Consider the following 19,924-nt stretch of genomic DNA (forward strand, 5'->3'; position numbering starts at 1 on the left):
CAGTGAACCGTTTTCATCCTGGATGTGTGCAGGTCAGCAGGGTGTGGACGGCTTGGACTGCTGTGCCGATGTGGTGGGTGGAACAGCGGGCTCGCCGCAGCGGTCGCCATGTTTCGAGTTGGGCGAAGGCGCGTTCGCCGGGTGCTCGGAGTCGGGCGTGGTCGCGGTTGAACTGCTGGCAGTGCTCGGGTTGTTCGCTGTGGTAGTGGTACAGGGTGCGGAAGGTGGCGCCGGCACCTTGGTAGGCGCGGTCGGCGAGCACGAGGACCTGCCGGGTCAGGCAGGCATGGATGATGCCGTGGGCGCGGGCTGCGGTCAGGAGGCCAGGGCCTCAAGGGTCTCGTCGACGTACCGCCAGGCGATTGCGGTGGAGATTCCGAATCCCGCCGCGAGCTGGGGTGGCGTCTCGTTCTTGCGCAGATGCACCAGCGCCAGCAGGACCTGGTGGAAGCAGCTCAGCTTGGGCCATCGTGTGCCGCGTTCACGCCTTCGGGCATGGACGAGCCAGGAGACGGGCTCGCCCAGCTGTGCATCGCCGAGCTGGTGGTACGAACGACCGACCCTGACGAGGTACTGAAAGGCCATGCAGGTGATGCCAGGGTGGAATCCGTCCGGCGACGGATGTTCTGAGCATCAGCCTGGCCGGAGATTGGTCGCCACGCGCATCAGACCGCTCGCGAGCACCACCAGGTAGGTCACGAGAACGTGCAAGGACGCGGTTGGGCCCGGCCCGGGGACGTACGTCCCCGGGCCGGGCCCAACTTCGGCTGCGGCTGGTGGTCAGCCGAGCATGCCGTCGCCGAAGCCGGCGTAGCCGGTGGTGGAGAGGCCCACCCCGGCGGCACCGAAGCTGACAGCGTTCTTCGTGGTCAGACCGGAGGAGGAACCGGGCAGGCTCCACACGGCTCCCATGGCCCCGTTCTCACCGTCGGCCCCGACGGAGAGGTCCGCGTGGTGATCGCCGTTGAGGTCGGCCAGCCGAACGGAGGAGCCGAAGTGGTCGTTGTCCTCGTTGGCGCCGGGGACGCCGGCGGTGTCCTGGTGGAAGGACTTGACGTCACTGGTCGACAGCCCCACGGGGGTGCCGCGGAACACCAGGACCGTGCCGGTGAGCGTGGCGGCGCCGATGCTCTCGTAATAGGCGGAGACGGCCGCGTCGGCACGTCCGTCGCCGTCGATGTCCCCGAGGGAGAGGGTCCAGCCGAAGTAGTCGCTGCTCTCGCCCGCGCCTGGAACCCCGGGAGTGTCCTGGTGGATGGTCTCCGCCGTGTCGGTGCGGATACCCGCGCTGCCGCCGAGGTAGGTGGTGACGAAACCTCCGATGCTCTCTCTCTGGGTGCCCCAGTAGGTGCTGGTGACCACGTCGTCGAAACCGTCGCCGTTGATGTCGCCGATCGCCGACCGGTTGCCGCTCTCCAGCACCTCGTCGAGAGCAAGGCCGGTGGCGGAGCCCAGGTACACCTGCGTGGCGTGGAACGCGTGCGAGGCATCGGGGTTGTACATGCCGTCGACGAGCAGGTCACCGGCGCCGTCACCGTTCACGTCGCCCGAGTGCAGCGAGACCGCGCCGTAGTCGGCACCGGTCCGCAGAGGGACGGTGAGCTTGTACCGCGAGGCGGCGCCGGACGCCTTGGTGAAGCCGCCCCTGTGCACCCAGACGCCCCTGCCCGTGCTGCCGACGGCGAGGTCGGCCTTGGCGTCGCCGTTGAAATCGCCCACGGCCAGCGACTGCCCGAAGGAGTCGTGCCCGGACACGTCGGGGTCGCCGACGGTCCGCGCACCGGAGAGGCCCGAGGCGCTTCCCCAGATCACCACGGCGGTACCGCCGTCGGCGTCATCCCCGACGTCCTCTCCGAGAGCTCCGACCACGAGGTCGGCGTATCCGTCGTTGTTCAGGTCACCGGAGGCCACGGCGCTGCCGAAGTGGTCGCCCTTCTCGGCGACGCCGGGTATCCCGCTCGTGTTCTGACTGATCACCTTCGAGCGCGAGGCGCTGATGCCGGAGGCCGAGCCGTAGCTGACGACCACCGCCCCCGCATACCGCACTCCGCCCACGGTGGCGGCGGAAGCGGCGGTCACGAGGTCGCGGTACCCGTCGCCGTTGAAATCGTCCGCAAACTCGGCCGTGGCAGCGGCTGCGGGAAGGACCGTGAGGGAAAGGAGACCACCGGTGAGAGCCGTCGCTGTCGCGGCCGCCAAGGCAGTGTGGACAAGTCTTCTCTTGTTCATGCGTCTTCCGGTCAGGACGGACAGGAGGAGCCACCCACGGGTGGAGGACCACCACCTGGGGCGGAGTTCTTGGCTGATGACTCACGTCGGTCGCGAAAGGTTGTACGACAGCCGGCGGTGATTCCGACCTCACCCGCTGGTGACACCCGGCGGGCGCTCCCCAGGCGGGGTACTCGCGGCTGCACGGCTCTGCCTCCCGAGTACCCAGCAAGGACTGCACAGCTCTGGTGACCGCACCGGCGTGGTGCAGGCCGGTGAAGCAGCTGGTGTAAGCGACGGCCGTGGATACCAGCCCGAGGAACACCACGGCGGCACGTCCATCCCTGACACCAGGCCGGCGGGCAACAACGGCAGGCCCCTCGCCAGGAACCCCAGGCCGGTCGTGGCGTTCCGGTCAAGGCCGGGCAGCGGCGCTCAGCGTGAGCACGGCAAACTCCAGCGCGGCAAGCAGCATCAGACCCGCACGGAGACGACGCAGCACAGTTGGCAAATCAGCGTGCTTGTTGGCAAACAACGCCGATGTTGCTCCGTGGGTTGCGAAGTGTGACTGAGCGCGACAGGTGGCCTTTGAGTATTCCGATTGGCCCCTGTGCACGATGGTTGGCCCCGTGTGAGCAGCTAGATCGCCCGCCCCGCCCCCCGCCGCCCGGGTTCCGGCGGGTGGCCAGGCAGGTCATGACCAGGTGTCCGAGGGTTCGAAGGTGGGGGTGTGCTGTGGAGGATTGACGGAGCGATCCGACGTTTGCGATGAGGCGGGAAGTCGTGGATGGGGCGGACTTGGCTTCGTTCGCAGGCGGCCCGTTCGACGTGCGAGCGGTGGTGGCCGGGCCGGCTGCTGTGGACCTCACCGGCCCTGCCCGGAGCCGTGCACGACGTCCGGGCCGCCCGCGAGCACGGCATCATCCGCACACTCACGGCAACCGGCATCACCTGCTGGGCCGACAAGGGCTACCGAGGCGCCGGGGGCACGATCCGTGTCCCGTACCGGGGACGCTGGAAAACCCTTTCCACAGGTCAGAAGGCAGTCAACCGGTCCCGTGCGAAGATCCGGGCTCTCGTCGAGCAGGCCGTCGCCACCCTCAAGTCATGGCGGCTCCTCTGCAAACTGCGCTGCTCGACCACTCGCATCACAAGCCTCGTCCAAGCGGTCCTCTGCCTGCATCTGGCCAGCTCGGACCGATGATGGAAAAGGCTCAGTGCCGCGCCGACGACCAACGCTTCCTGTGCAGCCCTAGGTCCGCCGGGGCCAGGGTGCCGTTCCTCCGCTCCTGGGCCCGTGCCGGAGCGACGTCCCGACCGCTGCGCCGGCACCCGGTGCCAGGAGCTGCCGTTGTCCGCGCCCGGCGCGCGCCGCCCTGCCGGGCGAGCCGGCGACCTGGGGTGCCACAACGCGCTACGCCGACGCGACGAGCCGGAACCGCAGGCACACCAGCGGCGTGTCCTCCTGCACCGGAGTACCGATGCCTTCCCAGAAGCTCCTGTGTCCGGCCCGCCACTCATCCAGCGACCGGTCGCCCTCCCCCTCCGCGGCGGCGTGCTCCCACGCGACCTCACCGAAGGAAGCGAGCTCCACACCGGTGATCTCGACCGTGGCGACGCAGTCACCGTCGTTCCCGAGGAGCGCCAGACGCTCGCCCTCGAACTCCAGGCCCTCCGTCTCCTCCACGTACTCGGCCAGCAGCCCGGTCGTGGCGGTTTTCCTCCCGGCCAGGACAAGAGCGTTGAGCCGCTCCCGCACCTCACCGGCCGTGCCGAGCTCCAACGCCCGCATGCCGTTCACCCGTGGCCACACGATTCCACCGCTCCCTCCAGTGCCCCCATCATCTTCCACGGCCCCTGGGCATCCCCACCCTGTGCCTGGTGGAGGACAGCTCCTCCACCTGCTGCGACTCGCCGACGAGCCGCGCGGGGCGACGGACGACCCGCAGTCACCCAACGACCGGGGTCCTCTCCGGAAGACAGGTACCGGACCTGGAGACCTCGGCCGACAAGCAGTACCGGCTCGCGATCCGCCGCCCCGGACCTTCGGGCAATGCCGGGTCGGGCCTACCAGATGCCGGGGGAGGCCGAGAGCCGAGGGCGGATCGTGACGAAGAGGTACGTGGACCGGCCCGGTGCGCGTCCGTGGGCCCGCGGCGTGGGCGGCGAAGCACCATGGCTCCCTCGGCCGCCCTCGGCACGGTGTCGCTCACGCGCCCGACATCGACGCGAGCCGCCCAGCTCCCGGCCGCAGGCGGGCACCCATTGGACGGGGCCATGGTCCGCCCCCGTACCGGTTCGAGCCCGTGGTGACCGCGCCAAGGCCAGAATCCTTTGTCCGTACGCACCTCCTGGCGCACCGCGCCCGCACCGGGGCGTCGGGCCGGCAGCCGTCGTCATGCCCATGACTGCGGTGAAGTTGCCGGTACGTGGCCGATGCGTCAGCCGTGCCCACTATGGTGCGTGGTCGTGGACGCCACCGATCTTGACCGCCGCGCCCGGACGCGGTCCGGCTGCATTCCGCCGGAGCTGGTTGCGCGGCTGCTCGAGCAGGGCCACGCCGACGTCGTGGAGGTGCAGGCCGGCCGTGGTGAGTGGTCCTGCGCCCTGGCGTGGGCGCGGGTGCTGGGCGGGCAGGGCCGGCAGGCCGAGGCGCTGGAGGTGCTCGGCCCGTACCTGGCGACCGGCTGGTGGACGGCCGTCACCGCCGCGGCCGAGCTGCTGGAGGGCTGGGGCCGCGCGGGCGAGGCGATCGAGATCACCCGGGTCCGCATGGAGGCCGGGCACCCGATGGCGCTGGAGTTCCACACACGCCTTCTGGCCCGGCACGGCCGCGCCGAGGAGGCGTTCACCCTGCTGGTGCCGTACGCCGACGACCGGGCCCTGGCCACCGCCATGGTCGACGTCGCCGGCATCGCCGGCCGCGACGAGGAGGCCGCCGCGCTGCTCACCGCCCGGATCCCGGCCGACCACCACTGCGACGGCCCGTGGTGCTGCCGCGGTCTCGATGCCGACACGGCGATCGGCCTGCTCGCGACGGTCCGCGAGCGCCAGGGGCGCATCGACGAGGCCGTCGCCCTGCTCCGCCGCCGGCGGATCACCTCCGTCAACGGCCGGGACCGGCTCGCCGACCTGCTGGCCCGGCACAGCCGGATCGAGGAACTGCGCGCCTACGCCACGACCGACGGACGTGAGGACGCCGTACAGCGGCTGGCGCGGCTGCTGGAGGAGCGCGGCGACGTGGAGGGGGCGATCGAGGTGTACGAGCAGGCCGGAGGTCACGCAGCCGGGAACCCGAACCTGGCCTACGCGCTCGCGCTGCTCCTGGCCCGGCACGGCCGGGGTGAGGAGGCGATCGCCGTGATGCGCGCCCGGGCCGACGCCCGCAACGGCGACGACTGGATCCTTCACGCCCTGTCCGAGCTGTGCCTCGACCAGGGTCGCCCTGCTGAGGGCCTGGCCCATCTCGACGCGCTCGCCGCCCGGCGCGGGGGCGCCGAGGAGTGGGAGCTGTTCTGGATGCGGCTGCCCCTGATCGCCGCCTGCGGCGGGGTGGACGAGGCGGTCGCACAGGCCCGGGCCCACCCTGAAGGCGCCACCTGGTACGCGGCGGAGCACATCGCCCGCCTCCTCGCCGGTGCCGGACGCACCGAGGAAGCCGTCACCGTCCTCCAGCGGCACGACCGCCGTAACAGCCATGACCTGGCCGGCTACCTCATCGACCTCGGCCGTACAGAGGAAGCCTTGGCCCTCCTTCAGCACACCGGCCCTCCACCATCACGGGTGCCGGGTCTGGCATCGGGCCCCTGACATACGGTCGGACCTGTGACGCGCACCCCGCAGTCCCGGCTGGTGGCCCAGTGAGCGGCTGGTGGGACCACTTGGAGGAACGGACCCGCCAGGAGGTCGACGCCGATGTGCTGCGCGACCGCCCGCTGCCGGCGGTCAGGTCCGTCTGGGAGGCGCTGCGCCCGCTGGGGGTGGGCCTGCACGAAGCCGAGCGGGTGGTCCACGCACGGTACGAGGCTCTGGGCGACCGCGTGCGGCGCACACCGCCCGATCCGCTGGACCTCGCCTCACTGGCGGCCCGCGCCGCGGCCTTCCCGGGCCGTGTGGCAGCGGTGGAGGCGCTCTGGGACGGCGATGCGGTCCACGACTGGTTCGTGGTCCTGGTCGCGGTCCTGGATGCCCCGGAGGGGGAGGGCCACCTGGCGACCGTCCACCACCGGCCTGACGGCCCTCCTCCGGGCGCTGCCGCCGCCGAGGCCGGCCGGGCGCTGGCCGGCCACCTTCAGGTGCCCTTCCACTTCGCCTCTCCGGACGTCCCCGATGACGAGGCTCCGCGCTGGAGGGCGGTCCGACGGACGGCGGGAGGGCCGTGACCGGGGCATGGGCGGAGCTCGGCGACCCGGACGATGGTGTGCGGCCCCCTGCCATGCGTGGCTCGGTCGAACCCGGCAGCGGCCGCTGCCGGGTTGCCCCGGCTCCCAGGTGACGCTGCTCGTCGCGCAACCGGCCGCGAGCTCCCGCAGCCGGGCACGTTCCGTCTGGTCGGCGGCCAGGTCCCGGCGCAGTTTCGCCGCGGTCCACTCGGACGCATACCGGCACACCACCCCGGCCGCGGGCGGGAGCCATTTGGCGGTCCGTAGTCGGCCTCGGACCTGCTCGAGTGTGCGGTCGCCGCGTCGAGGCCGGCGGCCCGCCGACGTCCTGCTCGTCAACGTGCACCGCTACGTCTGATCCGCCCCGGCTTTGTCCGTGCGTGCGGCGGCAGCACCTGTCCGTGAGTTCCGACGTCAGTGGTGATCAGCACGTCCGGGGACGTCCACGAGAGGTGACGGCGTGGTGGGTCGGCGAAGCCTCTTGGCCATCACCTGCTCCCTGGTCACTCCGTCGGACAGCAGGTCCCCGAGTTCTTCGGTGGTGATGAACCCGTGGCGTCGGTAGAGGGCGGTGGCGGACTCGTTTCCTGGGATCACCGCGAGTTTCAGTGTTGTGGAGCCCGATCGCAGGGCCCACATGGTGACTGCTTCGATCAACTGGTCGCCGACGCCGTCGCCTCGCGCTTCGGGACTGACCCACAGCGACCTGAGTTCGCTCGTCCCGCTGTCCCCGGGGATGCCTCTGACCATGCCGACAGGTCGGCTTTCCCGCAGCGCGACGACGTTGTAGGACCCGGGGATGGCCAGACGGGCGCGCCACTGTTCCTGGCCGCCCCCGTGCCAGTCGGCGAGGCGGGCTTTGAACGCGTGCGGCGCATCCGTCAGGGCGGCAACGCGGATATCCCGCCACAACGGCCAGTCATCTGACGTGATGATGTGCAAGTCCACCATGCAGTGGAGTGTGCCGCACGGCCGGCAAGCGGGTGGGCAGCGCTGGCCATCAGGGGGACGAGCACAGGTCAGCCGGCTTTGGAGGTGGAGGGTTCTTCGGCTCGGGCTCGGGTGCCGGCGAGGCGGTAGGAGTCAGTGCCGGTCTCGGTGGCGGCGTCAACGAGATGGCGTCCTGCTGTGTGGTGCAGCCGGGTTGGCGAACAGCGGCTGGGGCAGCTGGGGGCGGGCGAAACCGTCCGGTGCCTCCGCCCGAACGGCTGCCCGGCCCCGCTCAGCGCTTCCGCTCACCCAGGACGCAGAATTCGTTGCCCTCCGGGTCGAGGAGGGTCACCCAGTGCTGCTCGTCCCGCACGGTGTCGGCGCGCCGGGCACCGAGGGAGAGCAGCCGGGCGACCTCGGCCTCCTGGTCGTCGGGGCGGAAGTCGGGGTGGAGCCGGTTCTTCGACGTCTTGCCCTCGGGGACAGGCACGAAGAGCAGCCCCGGCATCCGGTCCGGCTCGGGCCGGATCTCGATGATCTCCTCGGATTCGTCGACCACCACCCAGCCGAGAGCCTCGGCCCACCAACGCCCGAGAGCGACGGGGTCGGCGGAGTCGACGATGATCTGTTCCCATTCGAGCGCCATGGGCGTGAGCATAAACAGGGTCGGCCTGCTGCCAGGGCTGGGGGGTTGACTGCCGGCGACCGCCGGCCAGCCGTCGAGCTCGGGACTGACGAACACTCGGGCGAAGCACTCGGGATCATCTGCCGGGCCGTCGTGGCTGTCTGCGTCCACGACGTCGTCGGCGAGCGCGAAGGTGACCGGTCGCGGCCTGGTCAGGCCGAGGAGATCCAGATTTCCCCGCTGATTTCCGGTGGGGACTGCGATCCAGTGGATCCAGCAGCCCGACAGCGGCGTGGGGCGATCATCGAGAAGCTTGATACGGATCGGATGTTCGACGGCCGCCTGGTCCCGGGCGGACAGACCGTCCTCGCCGGGGGTCTCCGCCTGGATCCGGACCCGTTCGATCCGTCGGGAGCGCGCAAGCGCTGAGTGACCGCCCGCGGCCGGTTGGCTTCCTACGGCTGTACATCGGCGGCCCGTCGCGATGGTCACCCCGGGGCGGCGCATACAGCTCGGTCTTCATCCTCTGCGGCATGACCAGCACCTTTCACCAGGAGCATCCCGATGCTGCCCCGAGGGCTGTCCCGCGATTGATCACGGCTGGCCGCGGATGCGCCGGTCCCGGTGCCGTTCGTCCGGTTACGCGGCCTGCAGGAGGTCGTGGAGGCGGGCGCGACCGCGCGGGGCGCGGAGCCCGACGTCGTACGTCATCGCGTCGAGGGCGACCCGATGGACACGCACCGGGCCTGCCGGAAGGGCCGGGCCGGGGCCGCCCGTGAGGGGCGCATGGTCGGGGGAGGCCGGGGCGTTGACAGTGGCGCGTGCTGAGATGGGGGCCACGGTGAGTCACATGAACGGACAGGGGGGTCTTGCCGTGGACGTGTCGAAGGTGCGCGCATCGCTGCTGGAGCTGCTGGAGCTGCTGGAGTCGTTGGGCGGGGCCGATGAGGCCGCGTCCCGCGAGGCCGGCGGGGAGACGGCGTGCGGGCGGGCCGCGGCGGCGGTGCGGACCGCGCTCGGTTCGGCGAAGGCGCCCGGCCTGAGGCGGCTGGTGGACGCGGCGCGCGCGGCGGGCGAGTGGGACGACGCCCTCGCCGCCGAGGTGCTGCGGCGAGGGCGGCCCGCGCGCGCGTTCGCCGGATTCCTGGACGGGGTGCCGCCGGACCCGGAAGGCGAAGTCGCCGCTGAACTGCGAGAACTGGCCGACCGCCACCTCAAGGGCGACCGGGAGCGGTGGCGGGGCCTGCACGACGCGCTCGGCACCGCCCGCGAGACGCTGCCGGACCTGGTCGCGGCCCGGCCCGCACCGGCCGGGGGCACGCCGCCGCTGCCGCCCGGGTCCGTCGCCGACACGCTCGCGCTGCTGCTGGAGCACACGGCACCCGAGCACGCGGCCGCCGCGCTGACCTCCCTGCCGGACCGCACCGTCGAGACCGTCCTGTCCCGTGGCGCCCTGCCCCGGCCCGCGCTGACGGCCGCCGTCGTGGCGCACGGCGACACCCGGTCGCGTACCGCTCTGGCCCGGCACCCCCGCGTCGACGCCCGGGTCCTGAAGGCCCTCGTCGCCGCCGACGATCCGGCGGTCAACGCCGCCGTGTACCGCAACCCGCGCTGCACGCCGTCCCTGCGCCGCGCCATCACCCACGCGCTGGACCGTGTCCCCCTCGACGCCGCGCTCCGCACCGAGCTGCTGTCCCCGGCGACGGACGGTTCGCGCAGCCTGACGGCGCCCCTCCTCGGCTGCGGCGACCCCGCACTGGTCGCACGCCCCCTGCGGTGGGGCGTGCGCAAGGTGGCCCAGCGGTACGCCCTGCTGCGCGTCTGGGAATGCCGGGGCCCCGAGGCCGTACGGGCGCTGCTGGCGGACGCCGCGGTCATGCGGTACGTCCACGAGGAGGTGCGGGCCGACGTCGCCGCCGCGCTCCGCGCACCGGACGGAGCGGCCCGGCTGCGCGCCGGGGGCGAGCCGTACGACGACCCCGCCGCGCTGCCGCGGCTGCTCGGCACCAGCCGCGGCACCAGCACCCTGCGCGACCTGTTCGACGAGCCGTACGCGCACGACGTGCGGGCCCTCGCGGCCGCCAACCGCCGGACGCCCTTCATGCCGAAGGCCGCCGAGGAACTGGTCCGGCACGAGGACGCCACGGACGAGGAGCGCGCCGAGTTCCGGCTGACGCTCCTCAACGCCCCGTGGCGCGCGGGCGGACGCATCGCCGGGAACCTCACGCCCCCGGAGCGGCGGCTGGCCGGCGAACGGCTGGACGCGTCGGCCGGCGAGTGGGCCACCGGCGTGGTGCGGTCCGGGCTCCTCGACCCGTCCCTGCTGGTCACCGTCGCCAGGCCGGCCGCGCACGCGGTGTGCGCCCTGCGGGCCCTGGCCGCCCAGGGCCTGTGGACCGGTGAGGCCCGCAGGGCGTTCCTCGCCCTCTGCCACGACACGCTCGGAGCCCGCCCGGACGCCTGGGAGGCCCTGTTCGGCGCCCTGCCGGACCATCCCGGGACGCTGGCGGAAGCGATCCACGGGGCAGCGGCCACCACCGGCGCCGGGCACCCGGCCGAGCCGCCGGCACGGGCGGTCCCGGACGCGCCGCCGATCCTCGCGGGGGCGGTGACGCCTGTCGGGGCGCCCGCCCCCGTCGGTGAGCCGACGCCCGTCGGTACGGTGGCCGCGGCGGTGACGGACGCGAGGCCGGCGCCGGAAGAGCCCGCGCTGCCGGAGGAGTCCGCGCTGCCGGACGGGCCCGCACCGGCGGACGAAGCCGCGCCTCCCGAGGAGCCCGTGGGCGAGTGGGCGCGCAGTGCGCTGGGGGCGCTCGACCTGCTGGTGTCGCTCGCGCCCGGCGGGGCCGCGCCGCTCCCGGACGACCCGGGCGTGCTGCGGTACCTGGCGGCCACCCGGGAGGGGGACACGCCCGCGTGGCGGCATCCCGAGTGGCTGTGGCGGGCCTGTGAGGACCGGGGGCTGGACGACCTCGTCCACCCGTGCGAGACGCCCACGCGCGAGGAGGCGCTGTCGTGGTTGCGGGAGAGCACCGACCGGGCCGCCGAGGCCCGTGTCGCCGAACGCGCCTACCTGTACGGCGTGCTGGACGGCGACGACCTGCTGCACCACCTGCCCGCCGCCCGGCTGACGGACCTGCCGTACGGCTGGGAGCACCTGGCGTTCACCGCGGCCTGGCGCCGGTCCGTCGCCGCGTTCCTCGACCGGGAGCTGGGAACCGACCCCGACGCGTGGCTGGGCCTCGCCGCCGCGGCCCGCGACGCGGACGGCACCGCCTCCTGGCCGGTGCTGCTCGACCGGTCGCGCTCCCGCACGGCCGACGTGCCGCGCGAGCCGTGCGGCGTCACCGGTGACGGCTCGGCACCCGCCGACCCCGAGACCGCGCTCGGCCTGCTCGCCCGCGGCGACCACCTGTGGAAGTGGCCCCTCGGCGCGCTGCTGTGCGAGGCCCGTGAGGAGGCCGTCGCCGCGGTGCTGCCCCGCCTCGCGCCCGACGGGCCGTGGCTCCTCGCCGCCTACCTCATGCGCCGCACACCCACCCCGCGCGCCCCGCTCGCCCACCTCCTGCGGCTGCGCGACCCCGCGGCGCTGCGGGTCCTGTCCGTACAGCACCGGTGGCTGAGCGACGACGCCGTGCGCGGGCTCCTCGACCTGGCCGACCCCGACGTGGACCTGGCGCTGCTGCGCACCGCCCACGACCGGGCCGTACTGCGGCGCCTCGTCGCCCGCCCGGGCCCCGCGACCGCGCGGCTCGCCGCCGACCTGCGGGCCGACCCCCTCGCCGGGCCGCCGGGCGGCCCGGTGTGGCTGGAGTCGCCGGAACCGGACCTCGTGGAGCTGCTGTTCGCCCGCTCGGGCAAGCACCTCAACCTCGCCCAGCAACTCGCCGGATGCCTGAGCCTGCTGCGCCACGGCGGGCCCGGGCGGCTGGCCGCGCTGGCCGGCAGCGGGTCCCTCGGCGCGACCGTGACCCGGCTGTGCCAGAAGGCCCTCGCGTCGGACGACCCCGAGGCGCCCCTCGCGGCCCGTCTGCGGCGCGAGCTGTCCGGAGAGCGCCTGGTGAAGCGGCTGCGCCGGGCCCGCGACCCATGGGCGGCCCGCGAGATCGTCGCCGGGACGCCCGGCCCCCTGGACTGGGACGCCCTGGAGGCCGCCCACCGCGACGAACCCCTTGCCGGATGGGAGGAGCTGGTGCGTCACCCCGACGCGCCGCACGGCATACGGCTGCGCCACGCCGCCCACCTGCGGGCGCCGTCCCGGTACGGGGCGCCGCTGGGCCGGGAGCTGACGGTGGCGCGGGTGCGCTGCGGCCTCGGCCCCCACCACCGCGAGCCCGTGGACGCGCTCCTCGACCACCTGCTGGAGAGCGGGCAGCTGACCGGCCGGGACCTGGTGCACGAGGCCGCGCCCGCGGCGGTCGTCCTCGCCTACCTCAACCGGGCGCGTCTGCGCCGCGACGCGCCCGTGGAGGTGCGGGCCGCCGTGACGGAGACGGAACGGCTGGTGAGGGACCGGCTCGGCGGCGACCCGGCAGCGTGGCGCAGGGTGGCCGCCCGCCTGACCGAGCGGGAGCCGGACCGGCGGCAGCTGGCCCCGGTGCCGTCACTCCTGTCGGTGCGGTAGGGGCCGACGTTCCGCCCGATCCGGACAGGACCGCGCGAAGGGCCGGCCGGAGCCTTCCGGCCGGCCCTTCGCGGACCGCATCCGCACCCTGGCGCCGCGGACCCGTCGCCCGTTTCGCGGAGGCGTGACGGCTCAGCCCGGGGAGCGGGGCTGTCATGACGGCTCCGGTGCCGTGGTCGCACCAGCCACACCGTGATCGTTCCCCACCCCCGGGAGGAGACCGGGCGAGTCCTTCCGCACGAGGGGCAGTGGCCACCGGTGCTGCGTCTGCCGGCATGGCCGGTCCAGAATGCCGTCGTGGCCGAAGACGCACGGAGCAACACGGAACCGCGTTCATTCCTGACCTGCGCGGCGGAGGTGGCTCGGCTGCTGGGCGTCGAAGACGTCACCGCGGAGCCGGACGACCGGCGGGCCCGCCGCCTCGCCCACGCGGTGCGCAAGCCCCTGCTCGAGCGCGCGCGTCTGCCCGAGGAGCTGTTCGTCCCGTTGATGGCCGCAGCCGTCCACGACCCGGATCCCAGCTTCTGCCGCTGGTTCGTCGAGCCCGCGGTCTACGCGTTCGGACGCCGCCGCGTGATGGCGGCACTGGTCGACCACCTGCGGAACGGCACGGACGCCGAGCGAGCGGGTGCCGTGCGGGCCTGGTACGCCGCCCATGTGCCCTTGCGCGCGGACCGGTCCCCGGCGTACGGACCGGGCGGGGTCCGTGATCCCGCTCTGGACGAGTCACAGGACCTCGAGCACGCGTGGTGGGAGGCCTCGATGCGGGTGTTCGCCGAGGCCGCCGATCCGCGGATGCGCCACCGTCTCCTGCTGGGCCTGCCCACCTCCCGCGCGGCACACCCGCCCCACCTGCACGAGCTGTTTGAAAGCACACTGGTATCCGCCCGGGCCCACCCCGACCCGCACATCCGCCGCTGGGCCGCCGCGGCAGACCACGACGGGGTCTGAGACCGACTCCCACCCCTTCCTGGCAGTTACGAGACGTCCCCACCCCGTCCGGCCGGAGCAACACCATGTGAGCATGCCGACATGGCATCTGGACGGATCATCTTCCTCAACGGCACCTCCAGCTCAGGAAAATCGAGCATCGCCCGAGAGCTTCTGGACATCCTGGAAGATGGCGTCTTCTTCCACCTGGCGGTCGACAGCTTCAACGCGATGCGCAGCAAGCGGGAGCTCGGGACGCAGGAACTGGACGCCGCGCTGCGGCGGACCAGGATGGGCTTCCACCGGTCGATTGCGGCCATGGCCGCAGTGGGCAACGACATTGTGGTCGATCACGTGCTGAGCGAGCCGTGGCGACTGCTCGACTGCCTGAGGGTTCTGCCGCCCGAGGACGTCCTGTTCGTCGGCGTCCACTGCTCGCTGGACGAGCTGACTCGCCGCGAGCTGGCCCGGGGCGACCGTCCTTCGGGCCTCGCGGCGTACCAATATGACCTGGTGCATGCCCACGGCGACTACGACGTGGAGTGCGACACCAGCACGGCGAGCCCGCGCGAGTGCGCACAGCTCATCAAGGAATTCCTACCGTACCGCTCCAGTCCTACCGCCTTCACCCGCCTCCAACGCCGTCATCTGTCGGGTGGCCACTCCGAAAACGCCCGGTGAGCGACGGGCGCCCGGGCGGTCCCCGGTGGTGAGGCCTGCCGGAGTGTCACGCGGGGAACGCGGCGAGCCTCCCGTACCCGGTCGGCTCGAAGCGGAAGCGGTCGTCGGCGAGGTGACGGTCCCGGATGAGTTCCACCAGGACGAAGTACGCCGAGATGATCCCGTCAACCGCCGTCCGCATGCCCCGGGCGGCCTCCTCCCGCCCTTCGAGGGAGGAGGGCAGGACGAGTACCTCCGGACGGTCCGGGTCTTCCCAGACCAGGGCGTCCGAATGAGCCGCGAAGCGCTTCATCGCGGCGACCAGCCGCTCGTGCGCCCGCTCCAGTTCCTCATCGCCGAAGCACGCCCCGGAAGGATCGAGCTCTCCGTTCATGTAGGTGACGGGCAGGTGGTGTCCCCGGCGCTGGAGGATTCCCCAGACGGATGCGGCGACGCCTCCGGGAAGGCGGCCGAAGTTCTCCGTCCTCCGCAAGCCGGAGAACCATTCGCTGTCCCATCGCCACTCCCGCAGGAAGGCGTTCGCGCTTTCCGTATCGCGCTCCCGGGAGGTGCGGGGAGGATTTCCCGAACGCCTTCTGGGCGGGATCCCGTGACGCTCCTCGACGGCATTCCGGTACAGCATGTGCCAGAACTCGACGGAATTCTTGACGTATCCCTCGTTCCGGGATTCCGCCCTCTCCTCCAGGTATTCGACCAGGAGCCGGAACTGCCAGTCCTTCACCGGCAGCGCGGAACCGTCGAACCAGGAGCGGACTTCCGTCTCGGACCAGTTCTTGCCACCGACCCTCGGTCTCCGGCCGAAGGCCAGCAGGCCGCCGACCGGCACGCCGGACCTGATCCAGAGCTCCCTGAGGCGGTGGGAGAACTCCCCCTCCCGAAAATCGCTGTCCATCACGCACCCCAACGTTGCACTGCGGTTGACGAAAGGGTGCCGTGCGGTCGTCGCAGAACGACCGCACAGCAGAGAGGTCAAGCGTTTCAGGCTATCATCGCGCCGCCTGCCGGGCGAACTCCGGAATATATATTCTGACGACATTTCCGGCAGGTCGAGTCCCAGGAACTCTTCGATCGGCTTCGGATCACGTCACGACCGAGCCGTAGGGCGACGCGGCCTGGATTCCCTCCGTTCCCGTTTCACATTTTTCCCGTTCAACGAAATGGGTGGACCGGCTGGGAAGTTGTTGGCCAGGAGGTGCGGAAGTAGAATGAAAACCCGGCTGAAATGCGGCCTGTTTCCGGCCGCCGCCGGATCGCTGCCCGCACCGCAGAGACCGTACGCACGCGGAGGCACCGGGATGCCTGTGCTCTTCTTCGACATCGGGGCGACCCTGGCGGACGCCCACGTCCGGACCGACGGTTCCCTCATGCTGCGGCCCAGACCGCGCGTCGAACACGTCCTCGGCACCTTCGGCAGGGAATGGCGCAAGGGCATCATCTCGGACCCGGGCCCCAGTCTCGGTGCGGCCGAACGGGCGGAAACCGCTCTGCACCAGGCCTTCGTCGCCCAGTTCCGCGACGACCGCCTCATCCACTGGGGCCCGAAGACGAGCCGGACCCTCTTCGACACGGCGGCCGCCTCGGCCGTCGCGGCAGGGGAGGAGGACGCCTCCGTCTTCGTGGGCGAGGACGCCCGCGAGCGGGCGTTCGCACGGGAGGCGGGGATGCGGACGGCGCCCCACCCCGTGTTCACCCGCGCCGCCGTGGAGGACCGTCCGGTCCTCTGGGCCCGGATCACGCTGCCGGACGGTACGGGCCTGCCCGAGCTGGAGGCGGTGGCGAACGAGACCGAGGTGGTGCCGGTGCACGTCGCCTCCGAGCGGCTGGTGCTGGCGATGACGACCACGCGCGGTGCGGAAGCGCTCGCCGCGGCCGGGTTCCTGCCGGACCTGCGCGGAGCGGTGGAGGAGACGACGGCCTTCCTGGTCCGCGACGACCGGCCGTCGCCGTCCACGGAAGCCGCGGCCGGTGCGTCGTCGGACGGCGCGACGGCATCGGCGCGTGCCACGGCGGCCTTCGGATTCGTCGCCGGGTGGATGCGGGGGGAGGAGGGAGCACCGGGCGCCGGCCGGCCGCCCGTGCCGCTGGGACCCGCCCCGGGCGGGGTCTACGTGGCCGTGCCGGCCGACGTGCCGGTGGAGGACTTCCACCCGCCGGGAGCCAGGCCCGGCCACACCGAGCGGCTGCTTCCGGACCCGGCGCTGCTGTCCCGCCCCGGCACCCGCTTCGCGGCCGGCTTCGCCTCCCCGGCCGGTCTGCGGCCCCCTCCCGGGCGGGAGTCCGCCGGGGAGGCCGGAGACGGCCTCCCCTCCGCCGAGGCCCTCGCGGCGGTCCGCGCCGCCGTGACCCCGGAGGTGCTGCGGGAGCACACCGCCCGCTTCTCCGGCCGCGAACCGCTGGTGGAGGGCGACCCGCTGACGGTCCGCAGCCGGCACGCCGCCACCCACGACAACACGCTGGTGGTGCGGGTGCTGGCCAACCGCCTGCAGAACCTCGGGCTGACGGTGCGGCTCCACCCGTTCCCCTGGCGCGGTCACCACCTGTTCAACGTGGAGGCCGAGCACACCGTCGACGGCTCCGACGCCACCGTGCTGGTCACCGCGCACATGGACTCCACCGCGACCAGCGAGGACTTCGTCGACGAGCACGGCCTGCCGCGCCCCTACGACCCGGCCCAGGACCCCGCGCCGGGCGCCGACGACGACGCCAGCGGCACCGCGGCCGTCCTGGCCGCCGCCGCGTGCCTGCGCGACCTGACCGCCGGCGGCAGGGAGCCGGCCCGGAGCATCCGCTTCGTGCTGTTCAACGCCGAGGAACAGGGCCTGGTCGGCAGCAAGTTCTACGCCCGCGCCGCGGCGGCGGCCTCGGACCCGATCGCCGGCGTCCTCCAGATGGACATGATCGCCGGACACCAGCCCGGGACGAAGCCCGTCGTGGAGGTGCACGCCGGCTCCGCCGTGCCGGGACCGGTGGAGGAGGCATCCGACCTGCTGGGCGACCGGGTGGGACAGGCCCTGCTCGCGCTCGCCGCCGAGGATCCCGGAGGCCTCGGACCGAAGGTCCAGCAGCTGACCGGTGACGCCGACCCGGCGATGGGGCGCAGCGACCACGCCAGCTTCCACGAGCGGGGCTACGCGGCCGTCGCCGTCTCCGAGGACCTGTTCGCCACCCCGGGCGGAGCCGAGGGCACGGGCACCCGGCAGTACCACACGACCGGCGACACCGTCACCGACGTCGATCACGACCCCGACTTCGCGACCACGGTCGCCCGGGCCGTGACCGCGACCGCCCTGACGCTCGCGGGTGTCTGACGCGTGCCGCGCACCGACCGACTCCGGCGGACACCCCTGCCGGGTGCCCGCGGCAGGAGGACGAACCACCATGACACAGCTCATCGACAAGCGGGACCTCGCCTACGACCGGCTGACCGAGATCGACGACGCCGGGGCCTTCCTGCGGGAGACCGGCCGCATCGCGGAGTCGCTCAACCACACCCTGGAGGCCGACGACCGGAAGGTGAACCGATTCACCGGGCACCTGACCGAGCTGAGGGTGAGCGGCGCCCCCGGCCTGCCGCCCGGCCTGGAACGCGCCGACGGCGGGATCACCGACGGCGACTACGTCGCGCGCGCCAAGGAGTACCTGTCCTCGGTCACCGAGGCCCTCGGCTTCGCGAGCGACGAGCCCGCCGAGTTCGACGCCGACCCGAACGTGCCGGTCACCCACGGCGGCATGCGGGTGGTCAGCCTGCAGCAGACCCTCAGCGGCATCGAGGTGTGGGGCATGGCCCCCAAGGTGTGGCTGAGGGAGGACGGCACGGTCGACCGGGTGGTCGGCGACACGGCGAGCCTGCCCGCCCACGTGTCCGCCGCCCCCGAGGTGACCGCGGAGGCGGCTCTGACCGCGGCCGTCGCGAAGGCGGCCGAGCCGGTGACGCTGGAGACGCCGTTCGGCTCCGACGAACTGCCCGCCCTGGAGGTCCCGGACGCCCTCCCCCGGCTGACGTTCCAGCCGCGCAACGACCAGCCGATGACCTTCGCGAAGGGGCCCTTCGACGAGGAGATCCCGTGCCGCCTGGTCTACCTCTACATGGGCGACGACGTCCGGCTGACGTGGTCGTTCACCCTGTCGCGGAACAACATGGCCGTGCAGTACGGCGCACTGGTGGAGGCCGACGGGAAGACCGCCGACAAGACCGCGCCGCAGATCCTCCACTTCCAGGACCTGACCGACCACGCCGTCGCGGGGAAGGTGTTCCGCCGCAATCCGGCCGAGAGCACGTTCGACAAGGTGCCCTTCCCGCTGCCGGTGGACGACTACCCGGTCCGGCCGAGGAAGGCGCTGGCCGGCTTCCCCAACCCGTGGGTGGAGCGGCACGACGGACACGTGGCCACCGTGGGCAACAACGTGACCGCCGTCGACGGCGACAGCGAGCTGCAGGTCGAGATCGAGGTCGACGCGGCGGGCGACGCGGTGTTCGAGCCGCTGCCCGACAGTCCCGAGCAGTTCGTCACCAACATCTTCTTCTTCTGCAACTACATGCACGACTTCTTCCAGATGCTTGGCTTCGACGAGAAGCACGGCAACTTCCAGGTCACCAACGCCTCCGGGGAGGGCAGGGGAGCCGACCCGGTACGGGCCTTCGCCCACCCCCGGCAGGTCCCCGGCACGGCCAACATGACCACTCCGCCCGACGGCGGGGCCGCGGTCATGAACATGGGCCTGGTCCGCCACACCGGCAGGCACACCGCCAACGACGGTGACGTCGTCTTCCACGAGTTCACCCACGGCGTGAGCAACCGCCTCGTCGGCGGCCTCCTCGACGCCCAGGGGCTGAAGGAACTCCAGTCCCGGTCGATGGGCGAGGGCTGGTCCGACTTCTTCGCCCTCACCACCCGCAACAGCGTCCGCGGCGAGGACCGCACCGTCGTCGGCGACTGGGTCGTCGCCGACCCCGGAGGCATCCGCCAGCGGCCCTACGACGCGCAGTACCCGGGCGGCTTCGGCGACATCGGCAAGGGCCCGGGCCAGCTCGGCGGCCTCGACTACACGAGGATCCACAACGTGGGCGAGATCTGGTGCGCCGCCCTCATGGACATGGTCTGCCGGAGCAGCGCCGCGCTCGGCGACAAGCAGCGGGCCCACCAGATCGCCTGGATGGCCGTCGTCGACGGGATGAAGCTCACCCCGAAGAACCCGTCGCTGCTCACCGCCCGCGACGCGGTCCTGCGCGCCCTGCGGGACCTCGAGGAGAACGGGAACGGGACCGCGGAGATCGACGAGGGCGAGTACGCCGCCGTCCGCCCCGCCGCCTGGGAGGCCTTCGCCCGCTTCGGCATGGGCTTCGACGCCTTCTGCCCGAACGCCTCCTTCCACGGCTGCCGGGCGGGCAGCGCGATGCCGCCGGAGGGACACGTGGACTGAGGAGTGCCGTGACACCGCCCGTCGGTGACGGGTGGTGTCACCCGCGGCCCCGTTGAGAGGACGTGCTCGACGCGGGACCTGGCCTACGCGTGAGAACGAGCAGCCAGGCCGCCGGAACCCCGC

Annotated in this window: 13 protein-coding genes and 2 pseudogenes; 9 read left to right on the forward strand and 6 right to left on the reverse strand. The window is 72.7% G+C overall.

What is annotated here, in order from left to right:
• Positions 1-13 precede the first annotated feature (13 nt).
• Positions 14-585: pseudogene (locus tag A2U95_RS28680) on the reverse strand (helix-turn-helix domain-containing protein).
• A gap of 195 nt (positions 586-780) precedes the next feature.
• Positions 781-2,229, reverse strand: a complete 1,449-nt coding sequence (locus A2U95_RS28685; RefSeq protein WP_166028300.1) for an FG-GAP-like repeat-containing protein — start codon at positions 2,227-2,229, stop codon at positions 781-783.
• An 826-nt stretch (positions 2,230-3,055) separates the two neighbouring features.
• On the opposite strand from A2U95_RS28685, the pseudogene A2U95_RS28690 reads away from it, so the two are divergent.
• A pseudogene (locus A2U95_RS28690) lies at positions 3,056-3,412 on the forward strand (transposase family protein); the annotation flags it as partial.
• 210 nt (positions 3,413-3,622) lie between these two features.
• Here A2U95_RS28690 and A2U95_RS28695 read toward each other — a convergent pair.
• Positions 3,623-4,000, reverse strand: a complete 378-nt coding sequence (locus A2U95_RS28695) for an ASCH domain-containing protein (protein WP_206283098.1) — start codon at positions 3,998-4,000, stop codon at positions 3,623-3,625.
• 677 nt (positions 4,001-4,677) lie between these two features.
• Here A2U95_RS28695 and A2U95_RS28700 point away from each other — a divergent pair.
• Together A2U95_RS28700 and A2U95_RS28705 are read left to right on the forward strand one after the other, a co-directional pair.
• Positions 4,678-6,018, forward strand: coding sequence for a tetratricopeptide repeat protein (locus A2U95_RS28700; RefSeq protein WP_166028304.1), 1,341 nt, complete (start codon positions 4,678-4,680; stop codon positions 6,016-6,018).
• Positions 6,019-6,068: 50 nt separating this feature from the next.
• Positions 6,069-6,590, forward strand: a complete 522-nt coding sequence (locus tag A2U95_RS28705; protein ID WP_166028306.1) for a hypothetical protein — start codon at positions 6,069-6,071, stop codon at positions 6,588-6,590.
• A 414-nt stretch (positions 6,591-7,004) separates the two neighbouring features.
• Here the strand turns inward: A2U95_RS28705 and A2U95_RS28710 are convergent, their stop codons facing one another.
• Complete coding sequence (locus A2U95_RS28710) at positions 7,005-7,541, reverse strand: GNAT family N-acetyltransferase (protein WP_166028308.1); 537 nt, start codon at positions 7,539-7,541, stop codon at positions 7,005-7,007.
• A gap of 271 nt (positions 7,542-7,812) precedes the next feature.
• A complete protein-coding gene (locus A2U95_RS28715) occupies positions 7,813-8,166 on the reverse strand; it encodes a VOC family protein (RefSeq protein WP_206283099.1) in 354 nt (117 codons plus the stop codon).
• A 45-nt stretch (positions 8,167-8,211) separates the two neighbouring features.
• On the opposite strand from A2U95_RS28715, the gene A2U95_RS28720 reads away from it, so the two are divergent.
• The 4 genes from A2U95_RS28720 (at position 8,212) to A2U95_RS28735 (ending at position 14,380) form a co-directional block, all read left to right on the forward strand.
• The gene (locus tag A2U95_RS28720; protein WP_166028311.1) at positions 8,212-8,574 is read left to right on the forward strand and encodes a hypothetical protein; all 363 of its coding nucleotides are present in this window, start codon (positions 8,212-8,214) and stop codon (positions 8,572-8,574) included.
• Positions 8,575-8,995: 421 nt separating this feature from the next.
• On the forward strand, positions 8,996-12,769 hold the full coding sequence (locus A2U95_RS28725; protein ID WP_166028313.1) for a hypothetical protein: 3,774 nt from the start codon (positions 8,996-8,998) through the stop codon (positions 12,767-12,769).
• A gap of 297 nt (positions 12,770-13,066) precedes the next feature.
• The gene (locus A2U95_RS28730) at positions 13,067-13,720 is read left to right on the forward strand and encodes a hypothetical protein (RefSeq protein ID WP_240958307.1); all 654 of its coding nucleotides are present in this window, start codon (positions 13,067-13,069) and stop codon (positions 13,718-13,720) included.
• Positions 13,721-13,801: 81 nt separating this feature from the next.
• Entirely contained in the window at positions 13,802-14,380 is a 579-nt protein-coding gene (locus A2U95_RS28735; RefSeq protein ID WP_166028315.1) for a chloramphenicol phosphotransferase CPT family protein, read from the forward strand.
• Positions 14,381-14,426: 46 nt separating this feature from the next.
• Here the strand turns inward: A2U95_RS28735 and A2U95_RS28740 are convergent, their stop codons facing one another.
• Entirely contained in the window at positions 14,427-15,272 is an 846-nt protein-coding gene (locus A2U95_RS28740; protein ID WP_166028317.1) for a hypothetical protein, read from the reverse strand.
• 403 nt (positions 15,273-15,675) lie between these two features.
• Here A2U95_RS28740 and A2U95_RS28745 point away from each other — a divergent pair, with 403 nt between their 5' ends.
• Together A2U95_RS28745 and A2U95_RS28750 are read left to right on the forward strand one after the other, a co-directional pair.
• The gene (locus A2U95_RS28745; RefSeq protein ID WP_166028319.1) at positions 15,676-17,688 is read left to right on the forward strand and encodes a M20/M25/M40 family metallo-hydrolase; all 2,013 of its coding nucleotides are present in this window, start codon (positions 15,676-15,678) and stop codon (positions 17,686-17,688) included.
• A gap of 70 nt (positions 17,689-17,758) precedes the next feature.
• On the forward strand, positions 17,759-19,801 hold the full coding sequence (locus A2U95_RS28750; protein WP_166028321.1) for a M36 family metallopeptidase: 2,043 nt from the start codon (positions 17,759-17,761) through the stop codon (positions 19,799-19,801).
• Positions 19,802-19,924 lie beyond the last annotated feature (123 nt).

The sequence above is a fragment of the Streptomyces chilikensis genome (genome assembly GCF_001642695.1).
Taxonomy (GTDB): domain Bacteria; phylum Actinomycetota; class Actinomycetes; order Streptomycetales; family Streptomycetaceae; genus Streptomyces; species Streptomyces chilikensis.

What these genes read in the sequence shown, in the direction of transcription:
- A2U95_RS28715 (WP_206283099.1), bottom strand. Translation starts at nt 8,166, where the DNA reads ATGGCGCTCGAATGGGAACAGATCATCGTCGACTCCGCCGACCCCGTC.
- A2U95_RS28685 (WP_166028300.1), bottom strand. Translation starts at nt 2,229, where the DNA reads ATGAACAAGAGAAGACTTGTCCACACTGCCTTGGCGGCCGCGACAGCG.
- A2U95_RS28750 (WP_166028321.1), top strand. Translation starts at nt 17,759, where the DNA reads ATGACACAGCTCATCGACAAGCGGGACCTCGCCTACGACCGGCTGACC.
- A2U95_RS28740 (WP_166028317.1), bottom strand. Translation starts at nt 15,272, where the DNA reads ATGGACAGCGATTTTCGGGAGGGGGAGTTCTCCCACCGCCTCAGGGAG.
- A2U95_RS28725 (WP_166028313.1), top strand. Translation starts at nt 8,996, where the DNA reads ATGAACGGACAGGGGGGTCTTGCCGTGGACGTGTCGAAGGTGCGCGCA.
- A2U95_RS28745 (WP_166028319.1), top strand. Translation starts at nt 15,676, where the DNA reads ATGCCTGTGCTCTTCTTCGACATCGGGGCGACCCTGGCGGACGCCCAC.
- A2U95_RS28695 (WP_206283098.1), bottom strand. Translation starts at nt 4,000, where the DNA reads ATGCGGGCGTTGGAGCTCGGCACGGCCGGTGAGGTGCGGGAGCGGCTC.
- A2U95_RS28710 (WP_166028308.1), bottom strand. Translation starts at nt 7,541, where the DNA reads ATGGTGGACTTGCACATCATCACGTCAGATGACTGGCCGTTGTGGCGG.
- A2U95_RS28735 (WP_166028315.1), top strand. Translation starts at nt 13,802, where the DNA reads ATGGCATCTGGACGGATCATCTTCCTCAACGGCACCTCCAGCTCAGGA.